The organism is Flavobacterium sp. YJ01 (assembly GCF_029320955.1).
In the GTDB taxonomy this organism is placed as follows: Bacteria; Bacteroidota; Bacteroidia; order Flavobacteriales; family Flavobacteriaceae; genus Flavobacterium.
Window position 1 is genome coordinate 779,809 of record NZ_CP119757.1, and the last position, 20,761, is coordinate 800,569.

The 20,761-nt window shown below is 38.6% G+C and carries 16 protein-coding genes; 10 read left to right on the plus strand and 6 right to left on the minus strand.

The genetic code is table 11. From position 1 onward, the window contains the following. Positions 1-8 precede the first annotated feature (8 nt). The gene (gene nhaA, locus P0R33_RS03510) at positions 9-1,190 is read right to left on the minus strand and encodes a Na+/H+ antiporter NhaA (RefSeq protein WP_149207819.1); all 1,182 of its coding nucleotides are present in this window, start codon (positions 1,188-1,190) and stop codon (positions 9-11) included. Positions 1,191-2,137: 947 nt separating this feature from the next. Between nhaA and P0R33_RS03515 the strand changes: the two genes are divergently transcribed. The 9 genes from P0R33_RS03515 (at position 2,138) to P0R33_RS03555 (ending at position 15,430) form a co-directional block, all read left to right on the plus strand. Further along, on the plus strand, positions 2,138-3,187 hold the full coding sequence (locus P0R33_RS03515) for a succinylglutamate desuccinylase/aspartoacylase family protein (RefSeq protein ID WP_276174220.1): 1,050 nt from the start codon (positions 2,138-2,140) through the stop codon (positions 3,185-3,187). A 212-nt stretch (positions 3,188-3,399) separates the two neighbouring features. Next, positions 3,400-3,789 (plus strand): hypothetical protein, encoded by a 390-nt coding sequence (locus tag P0R33_RS03520; RefSeq protein WP_149207822.1) that lies wholly within the window; start codon positions 3,400-3,402, stop codon positions 3,787-3,789. A gap of 162 nt (positions 3,790-3,951) precedes the next feature. Further along, the gene (locus P0R33_RS03525) at positions 3,952-5,034 is read left to right on the plus strand and encodes an efflux RND transporter periplasmic adaptor subunit (RefSeq protein WP_149207823.1); all 1,083 of its coding nucleotides are present in this window, start codon (positions 3,952-3,954) and stop codon (positions 5,032-5,034) included. A 21-nt stretch (positions 5,035-5,055) separates the two neighbouring features. Next, complete coding sequence (locus P0R33_RS03530) at positions 5,056-8,262, plus strand: efflux RND transporter permease subunit (RefSeq protein ID WP_149207824.1); 3,207 nt, start codon at positions 5,056-5,058, stop codon at positions 8,260-8,262. After that, positions 8,252-9,688, plus strand: a complete 1,437-nt coding sequence (locus P0R33_RS03535; RefSeq protein WP_149207825.1) for an efflux transporter outer membrane subunit — start codon at positions 8,252-8,254, stop codon at positions 9,686-9,688. The genes P0R33_RS03530 and P0R33_RS03535 overlap by 11 nt, the downstream gene beginning before the upstream one ends. A 686-nt stretch (positions 9,689-10,374) precedes the next feature. Continuing rightward, a complete protein-coding gene (locus P0R33_RS03540; RefSeq protein WP_149207826.1) occupies positions 10,375-11,433 on the plus strand; it encodes a mechanosensitive ion channel family protein in 1,059 nt (352 codons plus the stop codon). Between the two features lie 158 nt (positions 11,434-11,591). Next, a complete protein-coding gene (locus tag P0R33_RS03545) occupies positions 11,592-13,583 on the plus strand; it encodes a BCCT family transporter (RefSeq protein WP_149207827.1) in 1,992 nt (663 codons plus the stop codon). Positions 13,584-14,111: 528 nt separating this feature from the next. Beyond that, the gene (locus tag P0R33_RS03550) at positions 14,112-14,642 is read left to right on the plus strand and encodes an RNA polymerase sigma factor (protein WP_276174221.1); all 531 of its coding nucleotides are present in this window, start codon (positions 14,112-14,114) and stop codon (positions 14,640-14,642) included. After that, complete coding sequence (locus P0R33_RS03555; protein WP_276174222.1) at positions 14,642-15,430, plus strand: anti-sigma factor; 789 nt, start codon at positions 14,642-14,644, stop codon at positions 15,428-15,430. Before P0R33_RS03550 ends, P0R33_RS03555 begins: the two co-directional genes overlap by 1 nt. A gap of 832 nt (positions 15,431-16,262) precedes the next feature. Here P0R33_RS03555 and hemA read toward each other — a convergent pair. The 5 genes from hemA to P0R33_RS03580 all read right to left on the minus strand — a co-directional run bounded on the left by hemA (position 16,263) and on the right by P0R33_RS03580 (position 20,220). Then, a complete protein-coding gene (hemA, locus tag P0R33_RS03560; RefSeq protein ID WP_149207830.1) occupies positions 16,263-17,567 on the minus strand; it encodes a glutamyl-tRNA reductase in 1,305 nt (434 codons plus the stop codon). A 222-nt stretch (positions 17,568-17,789) separates the two neighbouring features. Continuing rightward, the gene (locus P0R33_RS03565; RefSeq protein WP_149207831.1) at positions 17,790-18,380 is read right to left on the minus strand and encodes a hypothetical protein; all 591 of its coding nucleotides are present in this window, start codon (positions 18,378-18,380) and stop codon (positions 17,790-17,792) included. A 20-nt stretch (positions 18,381-18,400) separates the two neighbouring features. Continuing rightward, complete coding sequence (locus P0R33_RS03570; protein WP_149207832.1) at positions 18,401-18,835, minus strand: hypothetical protein; 435 nt, start codon at positions 18,833-18,835, stop codon at positions 18,401-18,403. 128 nt (positions 18,836-18,963) lie between these two features. Next, a complete protein-coding gene (locus tag P0R33_RS03575) occupies positions 18,964-19,803 on the minus strand; it encodes a DUF5777 family beta-barrel protein (RefSeq protein WP_149207833.1) in 840 nt (279 codons plus the stop codon). A gap of 27 nt (positions 19,804-19,830) precedes the next feature. Continuing rightward, on the minus strand, positions 19,831-20,220 hold the full coding sequence (locus P0R33_RS03580) for a hypothetical protein (protein WP_276174223.1): 390 nt from the start codon (positions 20,218-20,220) through the stop codon (positions 19,831-19,833). Between the two features lie 171 nt (positions 20,221-20,391). Between P0R33_RS03580 and P0R33_RS03585 the strand changes: the two genes are divergently transcribed. Next, a complete protein-coding gene (locus tag P0R33_RS03585) occupies positions 20,392-20,760 on the plus strand; it encodes a hypothetical protein (RefSeq protein ID WP_149207835.1) in 369 nt (122 codons plus the stop codon). The last annotated feature ends 1 nt before the right edge of the window (position 20,761 follow it).

Here is a 20,761-nt window from a genome sequence, read left to right on the forward strand (position 1 = left end):
AAGATAAATTACTGCTTCTGCTGCCTCTTATTATAGTAGCTCAGGAGCAGAAAGCCTGAGATGCCGGCAAGCATCGAGGCGATTAAAATGGCAAATTTGGCCTCATTCTGAAAAGCCTGCTGCGAAAAAGACAATAAAGCTATGAATATGGACATCGTAAACCCAATACCTCCCAAAAGCCCCAGCCCGAGCACATGAATCCATGTGGTTTCACTTGGAAGGTCTGCTGCCCTGATTTTTACCGATAGCCAGGACATCAAAAAAATACCGGTCGGCTTTCCAAGCAAAAGTCCCAGTATGATGCCCAGACCGACATTTCCCGTGAGGCCCTGCACCATTTCTGATTCAAAAGCGATATTGGTATTGGCCAGAGCAAAAACAGGCATAATTATGAAATTTACCGGTCTTGTCAAAGCATGCTCCAGTTTTTCCAAAGGCGAATCGGTATCCTCTTCATTTGTCGGAAGGGTCAGGGCCACAAGCACTCCGGCTATAGTGGCGTGAATGCCCGAATGATGTATGAAATACCACATAACGGCGCCCGGAACCAGATAAAAAAATAAATTTTTAACCCCGATGCGGTTAAAAACCATAAGCAGAATAAATAGTGCCCCTGCATAGCCCAGATACAGGAAATGAAGCTTGGAAGAATAAAAAATCGCAATAACCAGTATGGCAATCAGATCATCCACGATTGCCAGTGCTGCTAGAAATATTTTAAGGCCTGAAGGAACCTTATCCCCTAAAAGCGATAAAATCCCCAGAGCAAAGGCAATGTCGGTAGCCATCGGGATTCCCCAGCCTTTGGCAGTCTCAGGATCTTGACCATTAAAAAGAAAATAAATTAATGCCGGAACAGCAACTCCTCCAAGAGCGGCCAAAACAGGCAGGACTGCCTGACGCACTGAAGAGAGCTCACCCTCTATAACTTCCCTTTTTATCTCCAGGCCCACCAGCAGAAAAAAAACCGCCATCAGCCCGTCATTGATCCACATCAAGATGGGATACCGCAGATGCAGAGAAGCAGTTTCATATCCCGCAGAATAGGCGAGAAATTCATTGAAATATGCTCCTAGACCTGTATTTGCAATCACCAGCGATACAAACACACAGATTAGCAGCAGAATGCCCCCTGAAGAGGAGGATTGAAAAAAATGTGCGAAAATTTTAAGATTAATCAGTTTTGCCATTGCACAAAAATAGGCATTACAGCCTGAAAAGCCAAGAAGATCCCTATGAATAAATAATTTCCCGTTGGTTTGAATTTTATTATTTGAGCTCGATCCTGCTGGAACAGCCTAAATTTTATAAGCCCTGTATCTGCAATAAGGAAGGGCATGATTTGCAGATCCCTACTATGCATTGACTGATATTCTGCAGCCTGACTGCTGTTTTTTATCATAATAAGCAGTATATTTGGCCTCTTTCAGAAATAAACCTGCGTAAATTCATTTTCCAGACCCGATGCTGAGTCTTTTTAAAAACATAGTGATCTTTGTCCTGCTTCTGCTGCGCATGCTGCACGGAAGTGAGGCTGAAAAGGTTTACTCAATTGTTTTTACAGGTTCAGCAGTGGAGATTGTAACAGCTTTAAATTCAGAAAAAACATCTCTTAATGCGCCGCACAGCAAAAAGAAAGTACGCATAAGCTCCTCGCTTCAGGATAGGAAAAACAAATTTAAGGCAGCTGCCGCTTACGGCGCGCCATATAAAAATTGTCTCTTTGCAGCAGTTACAGATAAAAAGGTGTCTTATTTTAAGAAAAAACACATTTTCTCACTGGGCTGCTGCAGTCTGTTATACCGTTTTCATCTTTTCTGACACTGCAAATCATGCCCTTCCTTATTTCATATGGAAGACCGGCAGACGCTGACAGCCATCCAATCGAAGGCACTTTAATCCCATCTTGTGCCGGCCCGACTTTGGATGATTTAACATAAAAAGCTTTACATCCTAACGCATTACGATGCTGCAGGTATGCTGCGGCTGTATTTTTAGTTTCTGTCCTGCCGGCTTTAAGGCCTCCAATGCAGCCGCTTTTCTTTCAATAAACTAAAACATCAGAAGCTTAACGCGGAAAAACAATTTCAAGCATCTCTTTTTATCCTGTTTTTCCGCATGCAAACAACCAGAGTTCATGAAACATCTATTCTTATTTTTATTATCCTTTTTTATATGCCAGACAGCAGAATCCCAAAAAAAATCACTTAAAATGATTTTAGACGAAAAACAGGCAGCAATAACAGATACGATATTCTGCGTTAGTGCTGCCGACAGTTCCCGCGCCTATATTCCTGCAACATTGATCAGCGGCAGACGCAAAGGTCCCACTTTTACCATTGCGGCCGGGATTTACGGTATGGGATACCCGGCAATTGCATCTTTACTTCAGCTTCGCAGGGAAATAGATCCCGAAAAACTCAGCGGCTGCCTGATCATAATTCCCATTATGAACCTGGAGTCTTTTTACAATAGAACCCCTCTTGCAAATCCTGCTGACCATTTAAATCTGGATCTCGCCTTTCCGGGAAGCCCTGCAGGCACCATCACTGAAGTTACTGCCGATTTTATCACAACAGGGATTTTCGACGCAACAGATATATTTCTGGATATCCATGGCGGGGGCGTCAACGAGAATCTTGTCCCGCATGCCTGCTACTATGACAATAAAGAGCTGCAGCATCAAACACAGCTTGCTGCGCGTCTTAGCGAAATCAGCGGTCTGGCTGCGGTTGTCAGCCTGCCCTATAATCAGCCTTCAGGCCATCCGGCACGCCAGGCTTTTAAGCAGGCTGTCCGTCTGGGAATTCCAGCTTTAAGCATTACTGTGGGAAAACTGGGCAGCTATGAAAAAACGGATATTGTCTCTGCTAAAAATGCTGTTTACCGGATGATGCAGGAATTGAATATGTATGATAATAAAAAGGTGCTGACAGCTTCTCCCTTAAAGCGCAGCTATACTGAACAGGTTTCTGTTACTGGTCCGGGCAGAGGATTATTTTACAGCAGCTTTAAGGCTGGAGCAATCGTCACTAAAGATGAAGAAATAGGCTACATAACCGACGTCTTCGGCAGGAATATAAAAATAATAACGGCTCCCGTGAGCGGAACAATACTGAAAAAAAATACAGGACTCGCTGTTAATGAAGGCGAAACACTATTTTACATCGGCAGCGGACAAAAATAAAGAAAGAATCCTCTTTTTCCATAATATCACGCCAAAACAATCTGAAATGAAAAACAACTAAACTTCTGCTTAGTATCGTTTTATTGTTTTTTACCATTGAAAAAATAGGATTCTAAACTACAGCTGGCCGCAGCTGGCAAAACAGCATTATCATTAATTTGTAAATGAACGGCTTTGTTTTATGGGATCGTTTAATTACATTTGTGAATCTTATGAAAAACTGGTGCACTAAACTTTTACTTTCAATTGTCATTCTTTTAAATGGATATGGCACCGGTTATGCACATACTGTAATCGTTACTTATAAGAAGTTCTCTTTCTGCGCCACTGCAAATGATATTAAACAGCAGCAAAAACTGGGAGCAGGCCGCACATTTGAAACTTTCAAAAGAAAAATGTGTCTCTTTGATAATGAAGAAAATGAAGAAAACTTTTCTTCTGTTCAAAAACAGCTTGTCAAAAGCAATTACTTTTTAATTTTCCACAGCAGCAATCATTTTGTCCATTCAGCGACTGCTTTTACCCAAAAAGTGAATGACTGCAAAATTTTCAGTTTACTGGACAATAAAGTCTATCTGCTGTTTCAGGTTTTCCGAATTTGATTTTTTTAAGGCTATTGCTGCTCAATAGCTCATTCCTTTATTGTTTTTATCCTCTGTATGCTTTAATTAAAAAATAGACGGATATAAACTTCTATGGTCTGTTCCCAAAGGCCTTTTTACTTAAAAATCAAAAATAAATTACGTTTTAATGCTGAAATAATTATGAAGAGAATTTTCATGATCATGACCTTGTGCGCCTTAGTTTTTGCAGGCTGCAACTCTAAAAAAGAAGAAGAAAAAGAGGAAAAAACCAAATTTCTGGTTACCAGTCCAATAGAAAAAGATACTACAATTACAAAAGATTACGTATCTCAAATACACTCCATCCAGCATATCGAAATAAGAGCGCAAGAGCGCGGTTATCTTGAAAAAATTTATGTAGATGAAGGACAGATGGTAAAAAAAGGCCAGTTGTTATTTAAAATCATGCCCGCACTTTATGAAGCCGAATTGAAAAAATCTAAAGCAGAGGTAAGTTTCAGTTCTATTGAATATCAAAATGCGAAAAAGTTGGCTGATGAAAAAGTAGTTTCTCCAAACGAGCTGGCAATGGCCAAAGCCAAACTGGAAAAAGCAGATGCTGAAATGGCTTTAAGCAGAGTTCATCTTCAGTTTACAGAAATCAGAGCGCCTTTTGACGGTATTATCGATAAGTTTCATGTGCGTCAGGGAAGTTTGGTAGATGAAGGCGAACTGCTTACAGAATTGGCAGATAACAGTTCAATGTGGGTATATTACAATGTTCCAGAGTCTGAATATTTGGATTATCAGGAAAATACAGGAAAAAGCGGGAAAATGAAAGTCAATCTTTTAATGGCTAATAACAAAAAATTCCAATATCCAGGAGTTGTAGAAACCATTGAAGCCGACTTTGACAATGAAACAGGAAACATTCCTTTTAGAGCTACTTTCCCTAACCCAAAAAGACTATTGAGACACGGAGAAACAGGAAGCATCCAAATGCCTATAGAACTGAAAAATGCTATGCTGATACCTCAGAAAGCTACATTTGAAGTTTTAGATAAAAAATATGTATATGTAATTGACAAAAACAATGCTGTAAAATCCAGAGAGGTTGTTATTGCCGCAGAAATGCCTCACTTATTTGCAATAAAAGAAGGTTTGTCTGTTCATGATAAAATACTTTTAGAGGGGCTTCGTCTTGTAAAAGAAAATCAAAAAATAGATTACGAAGTGGTAAAACCCCAGTCGGTTATCTCCAATTTAGAACTGTATGCAGAATAACCGAATCTAAAAAAAGAAAACATGTTTAATAAATTTATACATAGACCCGTTTTTGCAATTATAATTTCGATTATAATTGTCTTTATAGGTACGCTGTCCATCAAACAGCTTCCTATATCGCAATTCCCTGAAATTGCACCCACAACTGTAAATATCTTTATCGCTTATCCGGGAGCAAGTGCCGATGTACTGGTTAAATCGACTTTAATCACTTTGGAGAATTCCCTTAATGGTACGCAAGGTGTTCGTTACATGGCGACAGATGCAACGAGCGCCGGAGAAGCAACTCTTAGAATCATATTTGAACCAGGAACAGATCCTAACGAAGCCGTAATCAGGGTTAAAACAAGGGTAGATCAGGTAATGCCATTATTACCCGAACTGGTTCAGCGTGAAGGAGTTGTGATTACCCCTATTCAGCCAAGTATGCTGATGTACGTGAATCTTTATTCAAAAAGCAAAAGCATGGATGAGAAGTTTCTCTACAACTATGCCGATGTGAAAATGATTCCTGAAATCAGCCGCGTTAAAGGTGTAGCAAGAACCCAAATATTAGGAAGCCGCAAATACGCCATGCGTGTTTGGCTGAATCCTGATAGAATGAGAGCTTATAAAATTTCTGTTGAAGAAGTGATGCAGGCGCTTCAGGAACAAAGCATCATCGGCCGTCCAGGCCGATTAGGGCAAAGTTCAGGTATTGCAGCACAATCTTTAGAATATGTGTTGACGTATAAAGGCAGGTACGATGAGCCTAAACAATATGAAAATGTAATTGTACGCGCCAATTCTGAAGGTGAAAGCATTCGCCTGAAAGACATTGCAAAAGTTGAATTAGGAAGTGAATTCTTTGATATTTATTCGAACCTGGACGGTCATCCTTCTGCCGCTATTGTATTGAAACAAAATTATGGAAGTAACGCGGGTGACGTAATTAATGACGTGAAAGCAAAACTGGAAGAAATGAAAGCGAGTTTTCCTCCAGGAATGGATTATAAAATCAGCTATGACGTTTCCCAGTTCTTAGATGCTTCTATTGACCAAGTTGTCCATACGCTAAGAGATGCCTTTATTTTGGTGGCGCTAGTGGTATTTATCTTTTTAGGAGATTGGCGTTCGACCTTAATCCCGATTATTGCCGTTCCCGTATCTTTAGTTGGAGCTTTCTTTGTAATCCAAATGTTTGGAATGTCAATCAACCTGGTAACGCTGTTTTCTTTGGTATTGGCAATCGGAATTGTAGTCGATAACGCGATTGTCGTCGTCGAGGCTGTCCATGCCAAGTTTGAAGAATTTCCGCATATTACGCCTTATCATGCCGTTAAATTAGTATTGGGTGAAATTGGAGGTGCCATTATTGCCATTACAGCCGTTATGGTTTCTGTTTTTATTCCCGTTTCGTTTATGTCGGGACCGGTGGGAACTTTCTACAGACAGTTTTCGGTTACGATGTCCAGCTCGATTATTATTTCTGCTATTGTAGCTTTGACCCTTACTCCTGTTCTCTGTGCCATTCTTTTGAAAAACAACCATGGAAAAGAGAAAAAAGGAAATATCCTGACAAAATCGCTTGATGCTTTCAACAGATGGTTTGAAAGGCTTACAGGCCGTTATGTGGCTATTCTAAAATCAATTGTAAGCCGAAGAGTTTTAACTTTTGGAATACTGATTGCCTTCTGCGCTTTCATTTTTATAGAGAACAAAGTGCTTCCTTCCGGATTTATTCCGAGTGAAGATCAGGGAACCATTTACGGAATCATCCAGACGCCTCCTGGCGCTACTTTGGAAAGAACCAATCAGGTCGCCCAGAAACTGCAGAAAATATGCGAAAAAGTAGAAGGTGTTGAATCGGTTTCTTCTTTAGCTGGTTATGAAATCATGACTGAGGGCCGCGGATCAAATGCCGGCACCTGCTTAATTAACTTGAAATCATGGTCTGACAGGAAACATTCTGTAACCCAAATCATGGAAGAATTGGAAAAGAAATCGAAAGATCTTGGTGCTGTGGTAGAGTTCTTTGAACCGCCCGCAATTCCAGGATTTGGTTCTTCTGGCGGTTTTTCTATGCGTCTGCTAGATAAAACTACCAGCACCAATTATCAGGAATTTGATAAAATAAACAAGCAGTTTATGGCCGAACTGGGAAAACGCAAAGAGCTTTCTGGTATGTTTACGTTCTTCGCTGCCAATTATCCGCAATACGAATTAGAGATCAATAATGATCTGGCAATGCAGAAAGGCGTTTCTATCGGCAAGGCAATGGAAAACCTTAACATCTTAATCGGAAGTACCTACGAACAGGGATTTATTAAATTCGGAAGATTTTTTAAATTGTATGTCCAGTCTGATCCAAAATTCAGAAGGCTGCCATCAGATGTATTGAATCTTTTTGTAAAAAACGATCATGGAGAAATGGTGCCATACTCTGCCTTTATGACGCTTAAAAAAACGCAGGGCCCTAATGAGATTACCCGATACAATATGTACAATTCTGCCGCTATTCAGGGGCAGCCTGCGAGCGGCTATACTACAGCAGACGCGATTAAAGCGGTGCAGGAAACAGCTGCAAAAACGCTTCCTAAAGGATATGACATTGCGTGGGAAGGGCTTTCTTATGACGAAGCCGGCAGAGGAAACGAATCGATCTATATCTTTTTAGTCGTATTGGCTTTCGTTTATTTCGTACTAGCGGCGCAATATGAAAGCTTTATTATTCCATTCTCCGTAATTCTATCTATTCCTGTTGGAATTCTAGGCTCTTTTGTCATTCTGCAGATCATGGGCTTGCAGAATGACATTTATGCACAAGTCGGATTGATCATGCTGGTTGGTTTGCTCGGTAAAAATGCCGTACTGATAGTCGAATTTGCCGTCCTAAAGCATCAGCAGGGCGCCACCATTCTGGAAGCTGCGATTGAAGGTGCCAAAGTGCGTTTCAGGCCGATCTTAATGACATCCTTTGCCTTTATTGCCGGTTTGATACCGTTAATTTTTGCTTCTGGAGCCGGTGCAATCGGCAACAGAACGATTGGAGGATCTGCACTTGGAGGAATGCTGTTTGGAACCATTTTCGGAGTAATCATCGTTCCCGGGCTATATTACATTTTTGGTTCATTGGCCGAGGGCCGAAAACTAATTAAAGGAGAAGAAGAAAGTTCATTATCTGATGATTTCATGCATCATGTTGATGATTTTTCAACAAACAATCAAAATCAGGAAAATGAAGAATAACAGAAATATAAAATACGCAGGTCTTGCCTGCGTATTACTCTCTATAGCGGGCTGTAAAACGACTTCTATTGCAGAAAAAACAGAAAACAAAACACTACCCGAAAACTATACCGATAATGGTTTAGATACCCTTAATACTGGAAAAGTAAAATGGCGAAGTTATTTTACAGATGAAAATCTAGAAAACCTGATTGATATTGCACTGAAAAACAATCAGGAATTGAATATTACGCTTCAGGAAATCGAAATTGCAAAAAGCGAGGTAAGAGCACGAAAAGGAGAATATCTGCCTTTTGTAGGTTTTAGCTCTGGTGCTGATGTAACCAAATCTGGAAGGTATACAAGCACAGGTTCAGGAGAAGCGACAACAGATATTATGCCCGGCAGGGAAACTCCCGATCCGCTTCCCAATTATCGTTTTGCCCTTGCTTCAAGCTGGGAAATAGATATTTGGAACAAACTGCATAACGCAAAAAAAGCCGCTTTAAACCGTTATTTAGGCTCTATTGAAGGAAAGAATTTTGTCATTACCAATTTGATTGCAGAAATAGCCGATTCGTATTATGAACTTTTAGCATTAGACAATCAACTAGAAATCATTAAACAAAATATTGATATCCAGACCAATGCTTTAAAAGTCGTAAAAATACAAAAAGAAGCCGCAAGGGTAAATGAACTGGCTGTACGAAGATTTGAAGCACAGATTTTAAGCACGCAGAGCCTGCAGTTTGATATTCAGCAGCAGATAACCGAAACGGAAAATAAAATCAATTTCCTGTTAGGACGTTTTCCCCAGAAAATTGCCAGAAGCAGCAATACTTTCAGCACCATAACTCCAGCAGATATTCATGCCGGAGTGCCTTCTCAGCTTCTAGAAAATCGTCCCGATATTAAAAAAGCGGAAATGGAGTTAATCGCTGCAAAACTGGATATTAAAGCCGCTAAAGCTAAATTTTATCCATCATTAGGCATTTCAGCAGGAATTGGTTATGAAGCTTTCAACACAAAGTATTTACTAACTTCTCCAGAATCTCTATTGTATTCTATAGCAGGCGATTTGGCCGCTCCTCTAATTAATAGAAATGCAATAAAAGCAGAATATCTTACCGCCGGCGCTAAACAGATTCAGGCTGTTTACAATTATGAAAGAATATTGGTAAATGCATACGTTGAAGTGGCCAACCAATTGTCTAAAATTCAAAATACAGCAAAAAGCTATGCCCTAAAGTCAAAGCAGGTGCAGGCTTTAAATGAGTCTATTCAAATATCAAATAACTTATTCAGCTCTGCACGAGCAGATTATATGGAAGTTTTATTGACTCAAAAAGATGCTTTAGAATCTAAATTTGAACTTATTGAAACCAAAAAACAGCAGATGAACGCCTTTGTTAATGTTTACAGAGCATTAGGAGGCGGCTGGAATTAGTAGTTTTCATTTTTATTTTGGAAAGGAGATCTGTTGAAAAACTGCTCTCCTTTTCTGCTTACAGGCAGCAATTCTCCCTTTCTAAGCAGTATGAAAAGGTGCCGGGACGTCTTTTTATGCCGGCATTTTAGCAGCTCTGCTGCCAACTGTTCACTTTTCTCATATCCGGCAGAACTTATTTGCCGTTAATCTATATTGTTTTTCTTTTTAAATAAGCCATTCCCATAAGATAGGAGCTCCAGTAAAAAGCGCCGCGAGAATGTTACCTTATTATATCACTTTCGGCCTTCAAAAGATATCATCAAGATGCTGCAGTACTGCCGGCAGTATTGCACAAAAAAACGAAGTTTTTTAAAAAGTTGATGTAAATAGCTGCAAGTCTCACAAATAAAAAGGAACTACTGGTCATTTTTCTTGGAATCGGATTTTTATATGGTTAACTTTGAAAATGCTAATTATCAGTACACCTATTGCAAAATTATAGCTGTGTAAATAATTCGTTACTGCTTTTATCGATAACTGCTGATTTTTTATTTCTCCTTAGCTCACCTGTTTTAGACGGGATTCCCTGAGCTTTTTTCAGTTAAAAATATTGATAGGCTAAATTTACGTCTTTTTTCATGCATTTGCAGTTCAGGGTGCCTTATTAGTTTACTTTTTTTCAATCTAAACATTAAAACTTATCTATGGATATCTTAAACACAACCTTTTTAGACAACACTTTTTTAAGCTGGCTTATAGCAGCCGGGATAATAATGGCTTCTCTGGTTATTGTAAAGGCAGTCAAAGCTGTAGTAATTAAAAGACTTAACAGCTGGGCCCTGAATACAAAGACCACATGGGATAATTTTATCATAGAAGTGGTGGATCAATCTGTACTTCCCATACTATATATAAGTGCTTTTTATTTTGCACTGCTCACACTTAAGCTTCCAGACAGTGTAGATCAAGTCATTCATATTGCCTATATGTTTGCTTTTACTTTCTTTACGCTGAAAATTATAAGTGCGGCCTTTAAAAAATTTATATATTCTTTTATTCAAAGGACTGAAGAAAGCGAAAGCAAACAAAAACAGGCAGGCGGGCTTATTGCTATTGTCAATATTATTATATGGATCTGCGGTATAATATTTCTAATCGATAATTTGGGCTACAACGTCACTACGCTGATTGCCGGACTGGGTGTCGGAGGTATTGCAATTGCCCTTGCCGCACAGGCCGTGCTGGGAGATCTTTTCAGTTATTTTGTCATCTTTTTCGACCGTCCGTTTGAAATTGGCGATTTCGTGCAGCTGGGAGCTGACAGCGGCGTTATAGAATATATTGGAATTAAGACCACCCGTATACGTACCCTGAACGGAGAACAGCTGATCTGCTCCAATACTGACCTTACCAATTCAAGATTGAGAAATTATAAAAGAATGGAAAAAAGACGTGTTGTTTTTTCTCTTGGGGTTACCTACCAGACCATGCACTCCCAATTATCGGAAATACCGCAAATTGTAAAAGCTATCATATCCTCAAAACCTCAGCTCCAGTTTGACAGGGGCCACTTTTCAGGATATGGTGATTTCAGCCTGAATTTTGAATTTGTATATTATGTGCTGGATGCAGATTATAATCTTTATATGGATAACCAGCAGCAGGTCTATCTTGAAATTTTTTCTGCTTTCGAAAAACAGGGTATCGATTTTGCCTATCCTACCCAAACTGTAATGCTGGACAAAGAAATTAAACTCAACTGACAGTATTCTATGCATTGTGGATTCTGAATTCTGATTACAGATTCAATCCCCCTTTATCAAAATTCGAAAACACTGCCGAAATTATTTCTGGAAATTCTACTAAGGCATAAAACTATCATTGACGATTATTTTATCTGTCTGCAATAAAAATTCTTAATATGGAAAAAAATAAAAAAAACACAACCTTTGATAAAGGAGTCACGATTCCCGGGCTGCTATTTATTTTAGGCATCTGCGCATTTACGGTACTATTTCCCAAACCAACCGAAATACTGCTTGAAAATATTAAAAATTTCATTTTCGTAAATCTGAACTGGGTTTACGTCTGGTCCGTTACAATATTTGTAATCTTTCTGGTATATCTCATGTTCAGTAAATATGGCAGCATCAAATTGGGAGACAATGACAGTACGCCTGAACATTCTTTCTTCTCCTGGATATCCATGCTTTTTGCAGCCGGAATGGGAATAGGTCTGATGTACTTTGCCGTGGCCGAACCTATGTCTCACTATTCTGATGATGCTTTTGCAGGCGACCATTACATCAATCAGGCTAAAAATGCGCAATTGTATACTTTTTTTCACTGGGGCATTCATGCCTGGGCTGTTTATGGTCTGGTAGGACTCTCGCTTGCTTATTTTTCTTATCGCTATCGTCTGCCTCTCTCTCTTCGAAGCTGTCTTTATCCGCTCTTGAAAGATAAAATTAACAGCGGATGGGGCAATGCCATAGATGTTTTTGCGCTGTGCAGCACCTTCTTTGGAATTACAACCACCTTAGGTTTCGGAGTAGTGCAGATTAATTCAGGCCTCAAGGCATTAGATATAGTATCGGACACGAGCTTTATATCTCAGGTTTACATTGTTGCCGTATTGGTTTCACTGGCTATATTCTCAGCCATTTCAGGAGTAGGCAGAGGAATTAAAATTTTAAGCAATATCAATATATCGGCCGCAATAATCTTAATGCTTTTCGTGCTCATTGCAGGACCAACCGTGTATATAATAGGAAGTTTTACCGAGGGTCTGGGAAATTATATAAGCAGCTTTTTCACCATATCTTTCAACACGCATGTATATGATGAAAAGTCCCTTCCATGGTTTTACAGCTGGACCATATTATATTGGGCATGGTGGATTTCTTGGGCACCATTTGTGGGATTGTTCATAGCACGCATCTCAAAAGGACGCACAATAAAATCATTTATAGCGGCGGTTCTTCTTCTGCCGACAATATTCAATTTGATTTGGATGTCGGTTTTTGGCAGCAGTGCCATCTGGACAGACTTTCACATAGCCGCAGGGGAACTAAGCAGCCTGGTGAATAATCCAGAAGCCTTAATGTTCAGTTTTTTGGAATACCTGCCTTTCCCCCTGATTTCAAAGGCACTGGTAATCATGATTGTAATAATATTCTTTATGACCTCTGCAGATTCCGGAATTTTGGTCATGGACAGTATCGCGACAAAAAATTCTCCATCCTCCCCGACATGGCAGAAAATTTTTTGGGGTCTGCTGCTTGCCGCCCTGGCTCTAATGTTATTAAAAGCTGGAGGGCTGAAAGCACTTCAGACGATGACGCTCATAACCGCACTGCCTTTTGCAGCCATCATGCTTTTTATGGCCGCTGCCCTGATGAAAGGCCTCTTTATTGATGACAGGTATTACAAGCGCAGTTTTTCGGTATCCACGGTACCCTGGTCGGGAAAATTATGGAAGGAGCGTTTAAAACAGATTGTTACTTTCAAAGATAAGCGCTCTGTAGAGGAATTTATCATCATAAAGGCCGAACAGGCCTTTACCGAGTTGCAGGACGAATTCGCCTTAAGGGGAATTCAGGCATCAATCAGATCTTTATCAGACCCTTTTAGTGTGGAGCTCAAAATTTCGCATGATGTGGTGCATAATTTCATATACGGTGTAAAGCTGGAATCAAAACTGGTTTCAAATAATCTCGTTGAAGAGCAGAATCTGCCTGAATTCCAAAACAGCAGAACTTACTATCCTAAAACTTACTTTGGCGATACCAGAGCAGGATACGATGTGCAATATTTTACTAAAAATGAACTGATCAGTGATGTCCTGAAACATTACGAAAGATTCATTGATATTACTGCAGAGCAGTCAAACGAAATGTTTACCAGTAAATAAGCTGAAACAGCTGCCCTTAGGATGATTTTAGTTTTATCCCTGCAATCGAATCAAGGATATCAGCCCGCCGGCATTGGAAATCTTTTTGTGCCGATGTTCGGGACAAAAGATCGCTTCACTAGTTCGCTGGCACTCGGGCGGAACGCATCGCGGCATGAGCAGCTGAAAAATAATGTCAAAAAAAACTGTGCCGTCCTCTGAAATCAGATGCCGGCTGACAGTTCCAAATTCCCTGTTAATTTAATCCATGGAGAATTCTGCGTGTCTGCACCATATGTTTATCGCCAATGCCGCTGTATAGTGCAAAAAAAATCTGCAGCGGCAATTCCCAGACTATCAGGGAAGTCTGGAAAAGCAGCGGCGCGGGGCAAAAACAGCTGCAAAGCATAAACCTTCGAAAACTGCTTTTTTTTTTAGTGATGACCTTTATTTCTGCTTTTGGATTATTTGCGTAAAAAATAAATTACCTTTATCCGGCATTGCCACTTTATAAGAAATTAAAATTTATTTAAGCTTTAAACCAATCCTATGAGCCAAGAAGAATTATTGGTATTAATCCGCAAAAAAGATGAAAGGGCCTTCACCCATCTCTATGATATGTACTCAAAAAGCTTGTTTTCGGTTATAAATGTTCTGGTAAAAAACCGCGAAGAAGCCGAAGATGTCCTGCAGGAAGTCTTTGTAAAAATCTGGAAAAACATCGATAGCTACAGTGAAAGCAAGGGCAGGTTCTACACATGGATCCTTAATATTGCAAGGAATACATCGATCGACAAGCTGCGGTCCAAAAATTTCAACAACACCCAAAAAAACCTTTCTTCGGATAATTTCGTAAATCTGTTAGATGACAGCAATAAATTAGCCAATAAACTAGATGCAATTGGAATTCAGGAGTTCGTTAAAAAACTGAAACCAAAATGTATCGAGATTATTGATCTGCTGTTCTTTAAAGGATATACCCAGCAGGAAGCTTCAGAAGAGCTAGCGATACCTCTGGGAACTGTAAAGACACAAAATAGCAACTGTATCAACGATTTAAGAAGTTATTTAAAGATATAATGGAAGCAAAGCAATATATTGAATCAGGCATTTTAGAACTGTACGTTTACGGCCTTCTGACAGAAAAAGAGAACCTGGAAATTGCCGAACTGGCCAGAGAAAACCCTGAGATTGAAAGTGAAATCATTTCTATAGAAAAAGCTGTTTCAGCCTTATCATCAAGCTTCTCACCTTTCCATTCGGTTGCCAATTTCGAGAAAACAAAAGCGCTTTTAGAGCTTAACGATGGTAAAGTTATCAATATAAAATCACCATCAAACCGTTCGCAGTACTTGAGCTGGGCGGCTGCCGTATTACTGCTCTTAGGTTTTGGATATCAAACTTTAGAACTGGCAAAATCCAAACAGGCAGTCTCTGAGGCCGGAGGCGAAAAAAATAAAATTGAAAGAGAATATGCTTTTTTAGACCAGCAGAATAAACAGACTGAGAAAAACCTGAGCATTGTGAGAGACATTAAAAACACAAGCGTTGCTCTGGACGGACAATCCATATCTCCGGCATCGTTTGCAAAAGTGTACTGGAACAAAGAAACAAAAACGACTTATATCGACGCGGCAGGTCTGCCAAACCCTCCAAAAGGAATGGTTTACCAGGTTTGGTCTTTAAAACTAAGTCCGGTGCTTACACCGACAAGTATTGGTCTGCTGGATAATTTTGAAGAAAACTCTCAAAAAATCTTTGCTGTAAGCCAAACCGATTCAGCCGAAGCTTTTGGCATCACGCTGGAACCTGCAGGGGGAAGCGTTACACCTACAATGGAGCAGCTTTATACTTTAGGAAAAGTCTAATTCCATAAAAAGTCCAAACTAAAAAGCGCATATTGATCCTATTCAATATGCGCTTTTTGGGATTCAATACTGCACTTTGGCGGAACATTCCCCAAATCCCTTAGCCGTACTAAAAAAATCTAAAATCATCGTCAAATTTTGATTTGAATAGTTTCTAATGATAATGGTTTAAATTTGTGCAGCCAAAGTAGAATTTTAATCCCTGCTTTCAATAATTAGATACTTTCGACTGATACTTTATTTGATTAAAAAGTTTAAGTTTTAACGTTTTTAGCGTTTACCCCCCAGGATGCTTATAAACTGTTTTTGACCAACAATTTCAAATAGTAAACTTCCAAATTCACTTGAAAAATAAGATAACGTAAAAGTTAAGAGTGAACAGGATTCGAACATTAAAAATGGAATAGACCCCATACCCCTTTTTTTAAAATTTCCATTTAATTTAAATAATGAAAACGCATTTATTGGATTTTCCGCTCTCATTCTCTGATTATCAATTATTGCTCAGCTGAGAAAGAAAATTAGTATATTGCTCAAGCTGGCACGCCGGCCTGCCTTTTTTTATAAAATGGATTAATAATCTCAGGTTATTTATAGTAAAAAAGCTAATTATAAAATTAATTAATAATCATGTAATTATCAGCAAATTAATTAGTCTAACTTTACCAAATGAGGAATTGATTACTCCCATGCAGAATTAAGTAAACATTTTTTGGAAGATTATGTTTATGGACAAGCCCGTCGCAGCGTGCAGCGCAGCTGACGGGTTCTATTTTTGTATCGCTTGCTTCAGAACTTTGCTATAGGTTTGAAACTGCAGCTGATTAAGCATTTATGACAGATTGATTTTGTATTTTTCTTCAATTGGTGAAGAAGCCTTATTCGGTGCAAGCTGTCCTATCTGAAATACTTTTTCAATAAATTCAATGCTTTGATCCACTGAAGTGTTTTCATTTTTTAAATGGCTGGCAAAATGGTTTGTTAATTTTTGAATAATTCTTGAACTGATTAAATCTATCTGGGCATCATCAAAATGGGCTGTTTTCTTTTTTTGAAAAGCAAATTCTGCCGATACAATATCATTTAGCTTGGATTTTAATGCATGGATAGTCGGAGCACATTTTCGGCCGTTCACCCAGGTATTCAGTTCTAATTTCAGATCATCAATAATGGCTTCTGCAGCAGGAATATGCTGTTTTCTCTTTTCCAGCGTGTCATCAGTGATTTGAGACAAATCATCCAGATGTATTAAAGTTACACCGGGAATATCTTCTACATTGGTATCTACATTGCGCGGGATGGATAAATCTAGGATCAATAAGGGTTTCTGTAAAGCAAGCGATGTTTTGTCAATAGTCGGATTTTGTGCTCCTGTAGCTACAACCAGCACATCGGCCTGCTGCAGTTCCTCTTTTAAATCAGCATAATCTTTTACAATAACATTCAGCTTGCCGGCCAATAATTCGGCTTTGTTTTTTGTTCTGTTTATAAGGGCAATATGGCTGTTTTTAGTATGTTTTACTAAGTTTTCGCACGTGTTTCTTCCTATTTTCCCCGTTCCGAATAACAAAATATTTTTGTTTCCAATATCGGCCACATTTCGGATTATATACTGCACTGATGCAAAAGAAACTGACGTTGCACCGGAAGAAATTTTCGTCTCCGTTTTAACTTTTTTGCTCGCCTGAATAACCGTATTTACCAACCGGTCCAGAAATGTATTGACCAAACCTTCCCGTTTACTATTGCTAAAGGCGGTTTTAATCTGGCTGATGATTTCAAAATCACCCAGAATCTGACTGTCTAAACCTGTTCCTACCCGAAACATGTGGCTGACGGCTTCTTCATTCTTATATATATAAGCAGCCTGCTGAAATTCTTCTACAGAGCCATTGCTGTTCTCGCAAAGCAGTTTGATGAGTTCATAAGGATGATGGGCAAAACCATAAATTTCAGTTCTATTGCAGGTAGAAGTAACAACCAGTGATTCTATGCCTTCTGCCTTGGCCTGCAGCAATAAATCAGATTGTGCTTTAGCATCTAGACTAAATTTTCCTCTGATAACTGCATCTGCTTTCTTGTAGCTTAACCCTAATGCGTAAAAAGTCGTGGATCTGGGCATATTAAAATTTTCCATATTTATGGTTTCCTTAAAAAGTTCAAAAATGAGTAACTGCAGATTTAATATAACAGCGCCGGAAGTGCTTTTATATCACTATGGAATAAATGGATTTAAACTGCGGTTTTATATAATTTCCTTATATTATAAAGCTGACAGCTTTTCAAAAATATTTATAAACTTCAAATAGTATTGAAATATAAAACGCTGCCTGAAAAAGGCAGCGTTTTGAGAAGAAATTTATTTTTGAACTATAGGAGTTCTCAATGATTCTAAAACAGCAACAATATCAGTATAAAGTTCTGTATTTGAAGCAACGCCATTCGCATTGGCCGCAGCTCCAACATATCCCTCAAATTTTGTATAATCTGCACTGCTGGCTTTTGTTCCCATACGAGGATTTTTTGCAGGATCATGAGCTGCAACCATGTTCAAACCAGAATATGTATTTACAGCATTTGTTCCTCCGGTATTAAACGAAAAGAAATCAGTAAGGTTATCTGATAATTTAGCAATATTGGTTGACTGGGTAGTTCCAGTTTCTGCTAATAAAGGGGCAAAATGTGCCTGCAGATTACCTGACGCGTTGGATTGGATATCAGCAACAATCAATCCTATAGCTGAATTTACCACTTTGCGGAAACTTAAACGTCCCTGCTCGATCATCTGGCCGGAATTATCAGGATCAGAAACCATTTTAGTTCCGCCTAATCTCTCGTAGATAGAAGCCTTAACCGGTGCCGGGGTTTCGTCGTCATTACTGCTGCAGGAAATCATAGCTGTCGATGCAGCAATTAGTACACTAAGTGTAAGTTTTGAATAAACTTTCATAAATTTAAAGTATTAAAGGGTTAATTAAAAAAACGATTTATCTTTTGAGACAGTCTATAGCTCAAAGTATTTTGATTCATTGGGCAGACTTCTTTGTCTGCTAAATTTGCCGGTAAAATATAACGCTGCGCATCGTAACGTCCTTTAGCCATCAGCTCGTTGAAAACTTTCTCAGAGTTTGTAATTTTATTATTGTGGAAGTACACCACAACATTTCTTTTAACGATTATAGAATCTGATGTCAGGCCTTTTATGCTTCTCAGGTCGGCACAAATTTTTCTAGCCTGCAGAGAATCGATGTCTGATTTAAAATCGATTCTGCTTACCTGAAGATTTGGAGTGTCATAAACAGGCGGTTTGGCCGTTATAATGTGAAAAAGCAAAATCGCGGCAAACAGTACAAATATTCCGCTCAGAATTAAAAGTCCTTTTTTGATTATTTTATTAGTTTTCATAATTTTTATGGTTTTAAAATTATCTACGTGCACTTCATCGCTGCGGTTTTAGAAATAATAGAAAATCGATCAATTTAGAATCGTTTTAAATACAGAAATTACCTAATAATTTAATTATAAAGCAGATACTAGAAAACCCTGGCAAGATTAAATCCAAAAAATATATCTCCTTTTGTCCAGTCGCCAGTGGTTCTTCCCAGATACCCAGCCTCATCAATTGCCTGTGAACTGGTAAAATGCATTTGGAAAACATGACCGCCGGTTTCTAAATCAAAACCTATAGATAGCGGATTTTTATAAAGTGAATTTGGCGCCCTGTTTAAATGCGCCGCATAATCCATATTTAAAGACCAGCGCTTAGCGAATTTATACCTCCCTCCAAATCCTATCGCATATTGGGAATTGCTTTGGTCTACGTCATCAACAAAGTTTTGATGAAAGAATGACGGCACAATTTCTAAAGACAGCTTTTCAGAAAACTTTCTGGAAATCAGCAGCTGCGCAACATAAGTCAACCTGTCTTTAAATTGAAGTTTAGGATACAGGCTTTCTTTTAACGTATTGTTGATAGACAAACTATTAAAGCCGGCGATAGTAACAGGAAAACCGTCTTTTATTTGAGGAAACAGCATATACTTTGTCGCAAAATCATAAGCAAATTCACTCCTGGCGGCACTTAGGTTGAGTCCATTTGTTAGACCGTAAATAAATTTAATCTGCGTATTGGCATTATCGAGTCCGTAAAACCCTTCAAAGCCGTCTTTAATTGAGCCGAAACGGTGTGCAACAACAAAATACAGATCACCTTTTGCCGCCAATTTTGTAGACTCGAGATTAACAATTTTTAAGGCTTTGAATGCAGAGGTCACTTTTTCTTTTACAGAAGGAGTTTCTACTCCAGACAATAAATCGGTTTGGGAAAAGGTTAACAGCGGGAATAAAAAAAATAATAGAATAAAGTTTTTCATGAGGTTAGTTTTAAATTGTTATTTGTATTAGTGTACAACTGAAGATTGGTCTATTTTAAATTCCTGGAGCAATTCGTCATATCCTAAAAAACGCCCTTTAATCTTGATATTTTTCCCAGATATAATATTTTGCGGCAAAGGTTTTTTGAATGTGACAAATATTTTTTCGCTCATAACAATCCCATTACTGGCTTTATCAATACTTGTTACCCGTGCAGATAATTCAATTGTTTTGTCCTGATATTTGATGTAAGCCAGACTATCGGTTGAAGTAAACTCTCTTTCTAGTTCGTTAACGGTTACAACATAATCGGCAGTTTCTGATTCTATATTTCTATGCCCTTTGTAGATGTAGAGGCACGCCGAAATTCCGATTATTATAAAAATGGAAATTGTAATTAGTATTTTTTTTCTCATAACTGGTTTTTAGTATTTCAAATTATCTACGTTAAAAAATACCTATTGGATTTAAAACATTAAATATGCCTCTTGCCAAATCTGTATTATTCTTTTCAACGTATATGATTTTGAAATGCCTGATGATTCTTAAAAAAATCATGCATTTATTTATAACTAAAAACCAGTCTTATGAATTTAAAAACCCTTTTCGCCATCTCATCATTAGCATCAATTTTTGTAAGTTGTGCCAACGATGATCCAAGTACTTTAATTGACTCTACACCAATTAATGGTTTGGCGGCATACAACCAAAATGTAAAATCTATTATTGATAATAACTGTGTTGTATGCCATGCAGCAGTTCCTAAAAATGGCGCGCCAATGTCTTTAGTTACTTATGAACAGGTGAAAAATGCAGTTTTAAACCGAGGATTGCTTACACGAATTTCTTTAGAAAATGGAGATAGTTCCTTAATGCCGCAAGGTGGACCAAGATTGCCTCAAGCTACTATCGACATTATAAATAAATGGAATCAAGATGGATTATTAGAACAATAAT

Coding starts and splice junctions, on each gene's coding strand:
- nhaA (WP_149207819.1), bottom strand. CDS start 1,190: ATGGCAAAACTGATTAATCTTAAAATTTTCGCACATTTTTTTCAATCC.
- P0R33_RS03515 (WP_276174220.1), top strand. CDS start 2,138: ATGAAACATCTATTCTTATTTTTATTATCCTTTTTTATATGCCAGACA.
- P0R33_RS03520 (WP_149207822.1), top strand. CDS start 3,400: ATGAAAAACTGGTGCACTAAACTTTTACTTTCAATTGTCATTCTTTTA.
- P0R33_RS03525 (WP_149207823.1), top strand. CDS start 3,952: ATGAAGAGAATTTTCATGATCATGACCTTGTGCGCCTTAGTTTTTGCA.
- P0R33_RS03530 (WP_149207824.1), top strand. CDS start 5,056: ATGTTTAATAAATTTATACATAGACCCGTTTTTGCAATTATAATTTCG.
- P0R33_RS03535 (WP_149207825.1), top strand. CDS start 8,252: ATGAAGAATAACAGAAATATAAAATACGCAGGTCTTGCCTGCGTATTA.
- P0R33_RS03540 (WP_149207826.1), top strand. CDS start 10,375: ATGGATATCTTAAACACAACCTTTTTAGACAACACTTTTTTAAGCTGG.
- P0R33_RS03545 (WP_149207827.1), top strand. CDS start 11,592: ATGGAAAAAAATAAAAAAAACACAACCTTTGATAAAGGAGTCACGATT.
- P0R33_RS03550 (WP_276174221.1), top strand. CDS start 14,112: ATGAGCCAAGAAGAATTATTGGTATTAATCCGCAAAAAAGATGAAAGG.
- P0R33_RS03555 (WP_276174222.1), top strand. CDS start 14,642: ATGGAAGCAAAGCAATATATTGAATCAGGCATTTTAGAACTGTACGTT.
- hemA (WP_149207830.1), bottom strand. CDS start 17,567: ATGGAAAATTTTAATATGCCCAGATCCACGACTTTTTACGCATTAGGG.
- P0R33_RS03565 (WP_149207831.1), bottom strand. CDS start 18,380: ATGAAAGTTTATTCAAAACTTACACTTAGTGTACTAATTGCTGCATCG.
- P0R33_RS03570 (WP_149207832.1), bottom strand. CDS start 18,835: ATGAAAACTAATAAAATAATCAAAAAAGGACTTTTAATTCTGAGCGGA.
- P0R33_RS03575 (WP_149207833.1), bottom strand. CDS start 19,803: ATGAAAAACTTTATTCTATTATTTTTTTTATTCCCGCTGTTAACCTTT.
- P0R33_RS03580 (WP_276174223.1), bottom strand. CDS start 20,220: ATGAGAAAAAAAATACTAATTACAATTTCCATTTTTATAATAATCGGA.
- P0R33_RS03585 (WP_149207835.1), top strand. CDS start 20,392: ATGAATTTAAAAACCCTTTTCGCCATCTCATCATTAGCATCAATTTTT.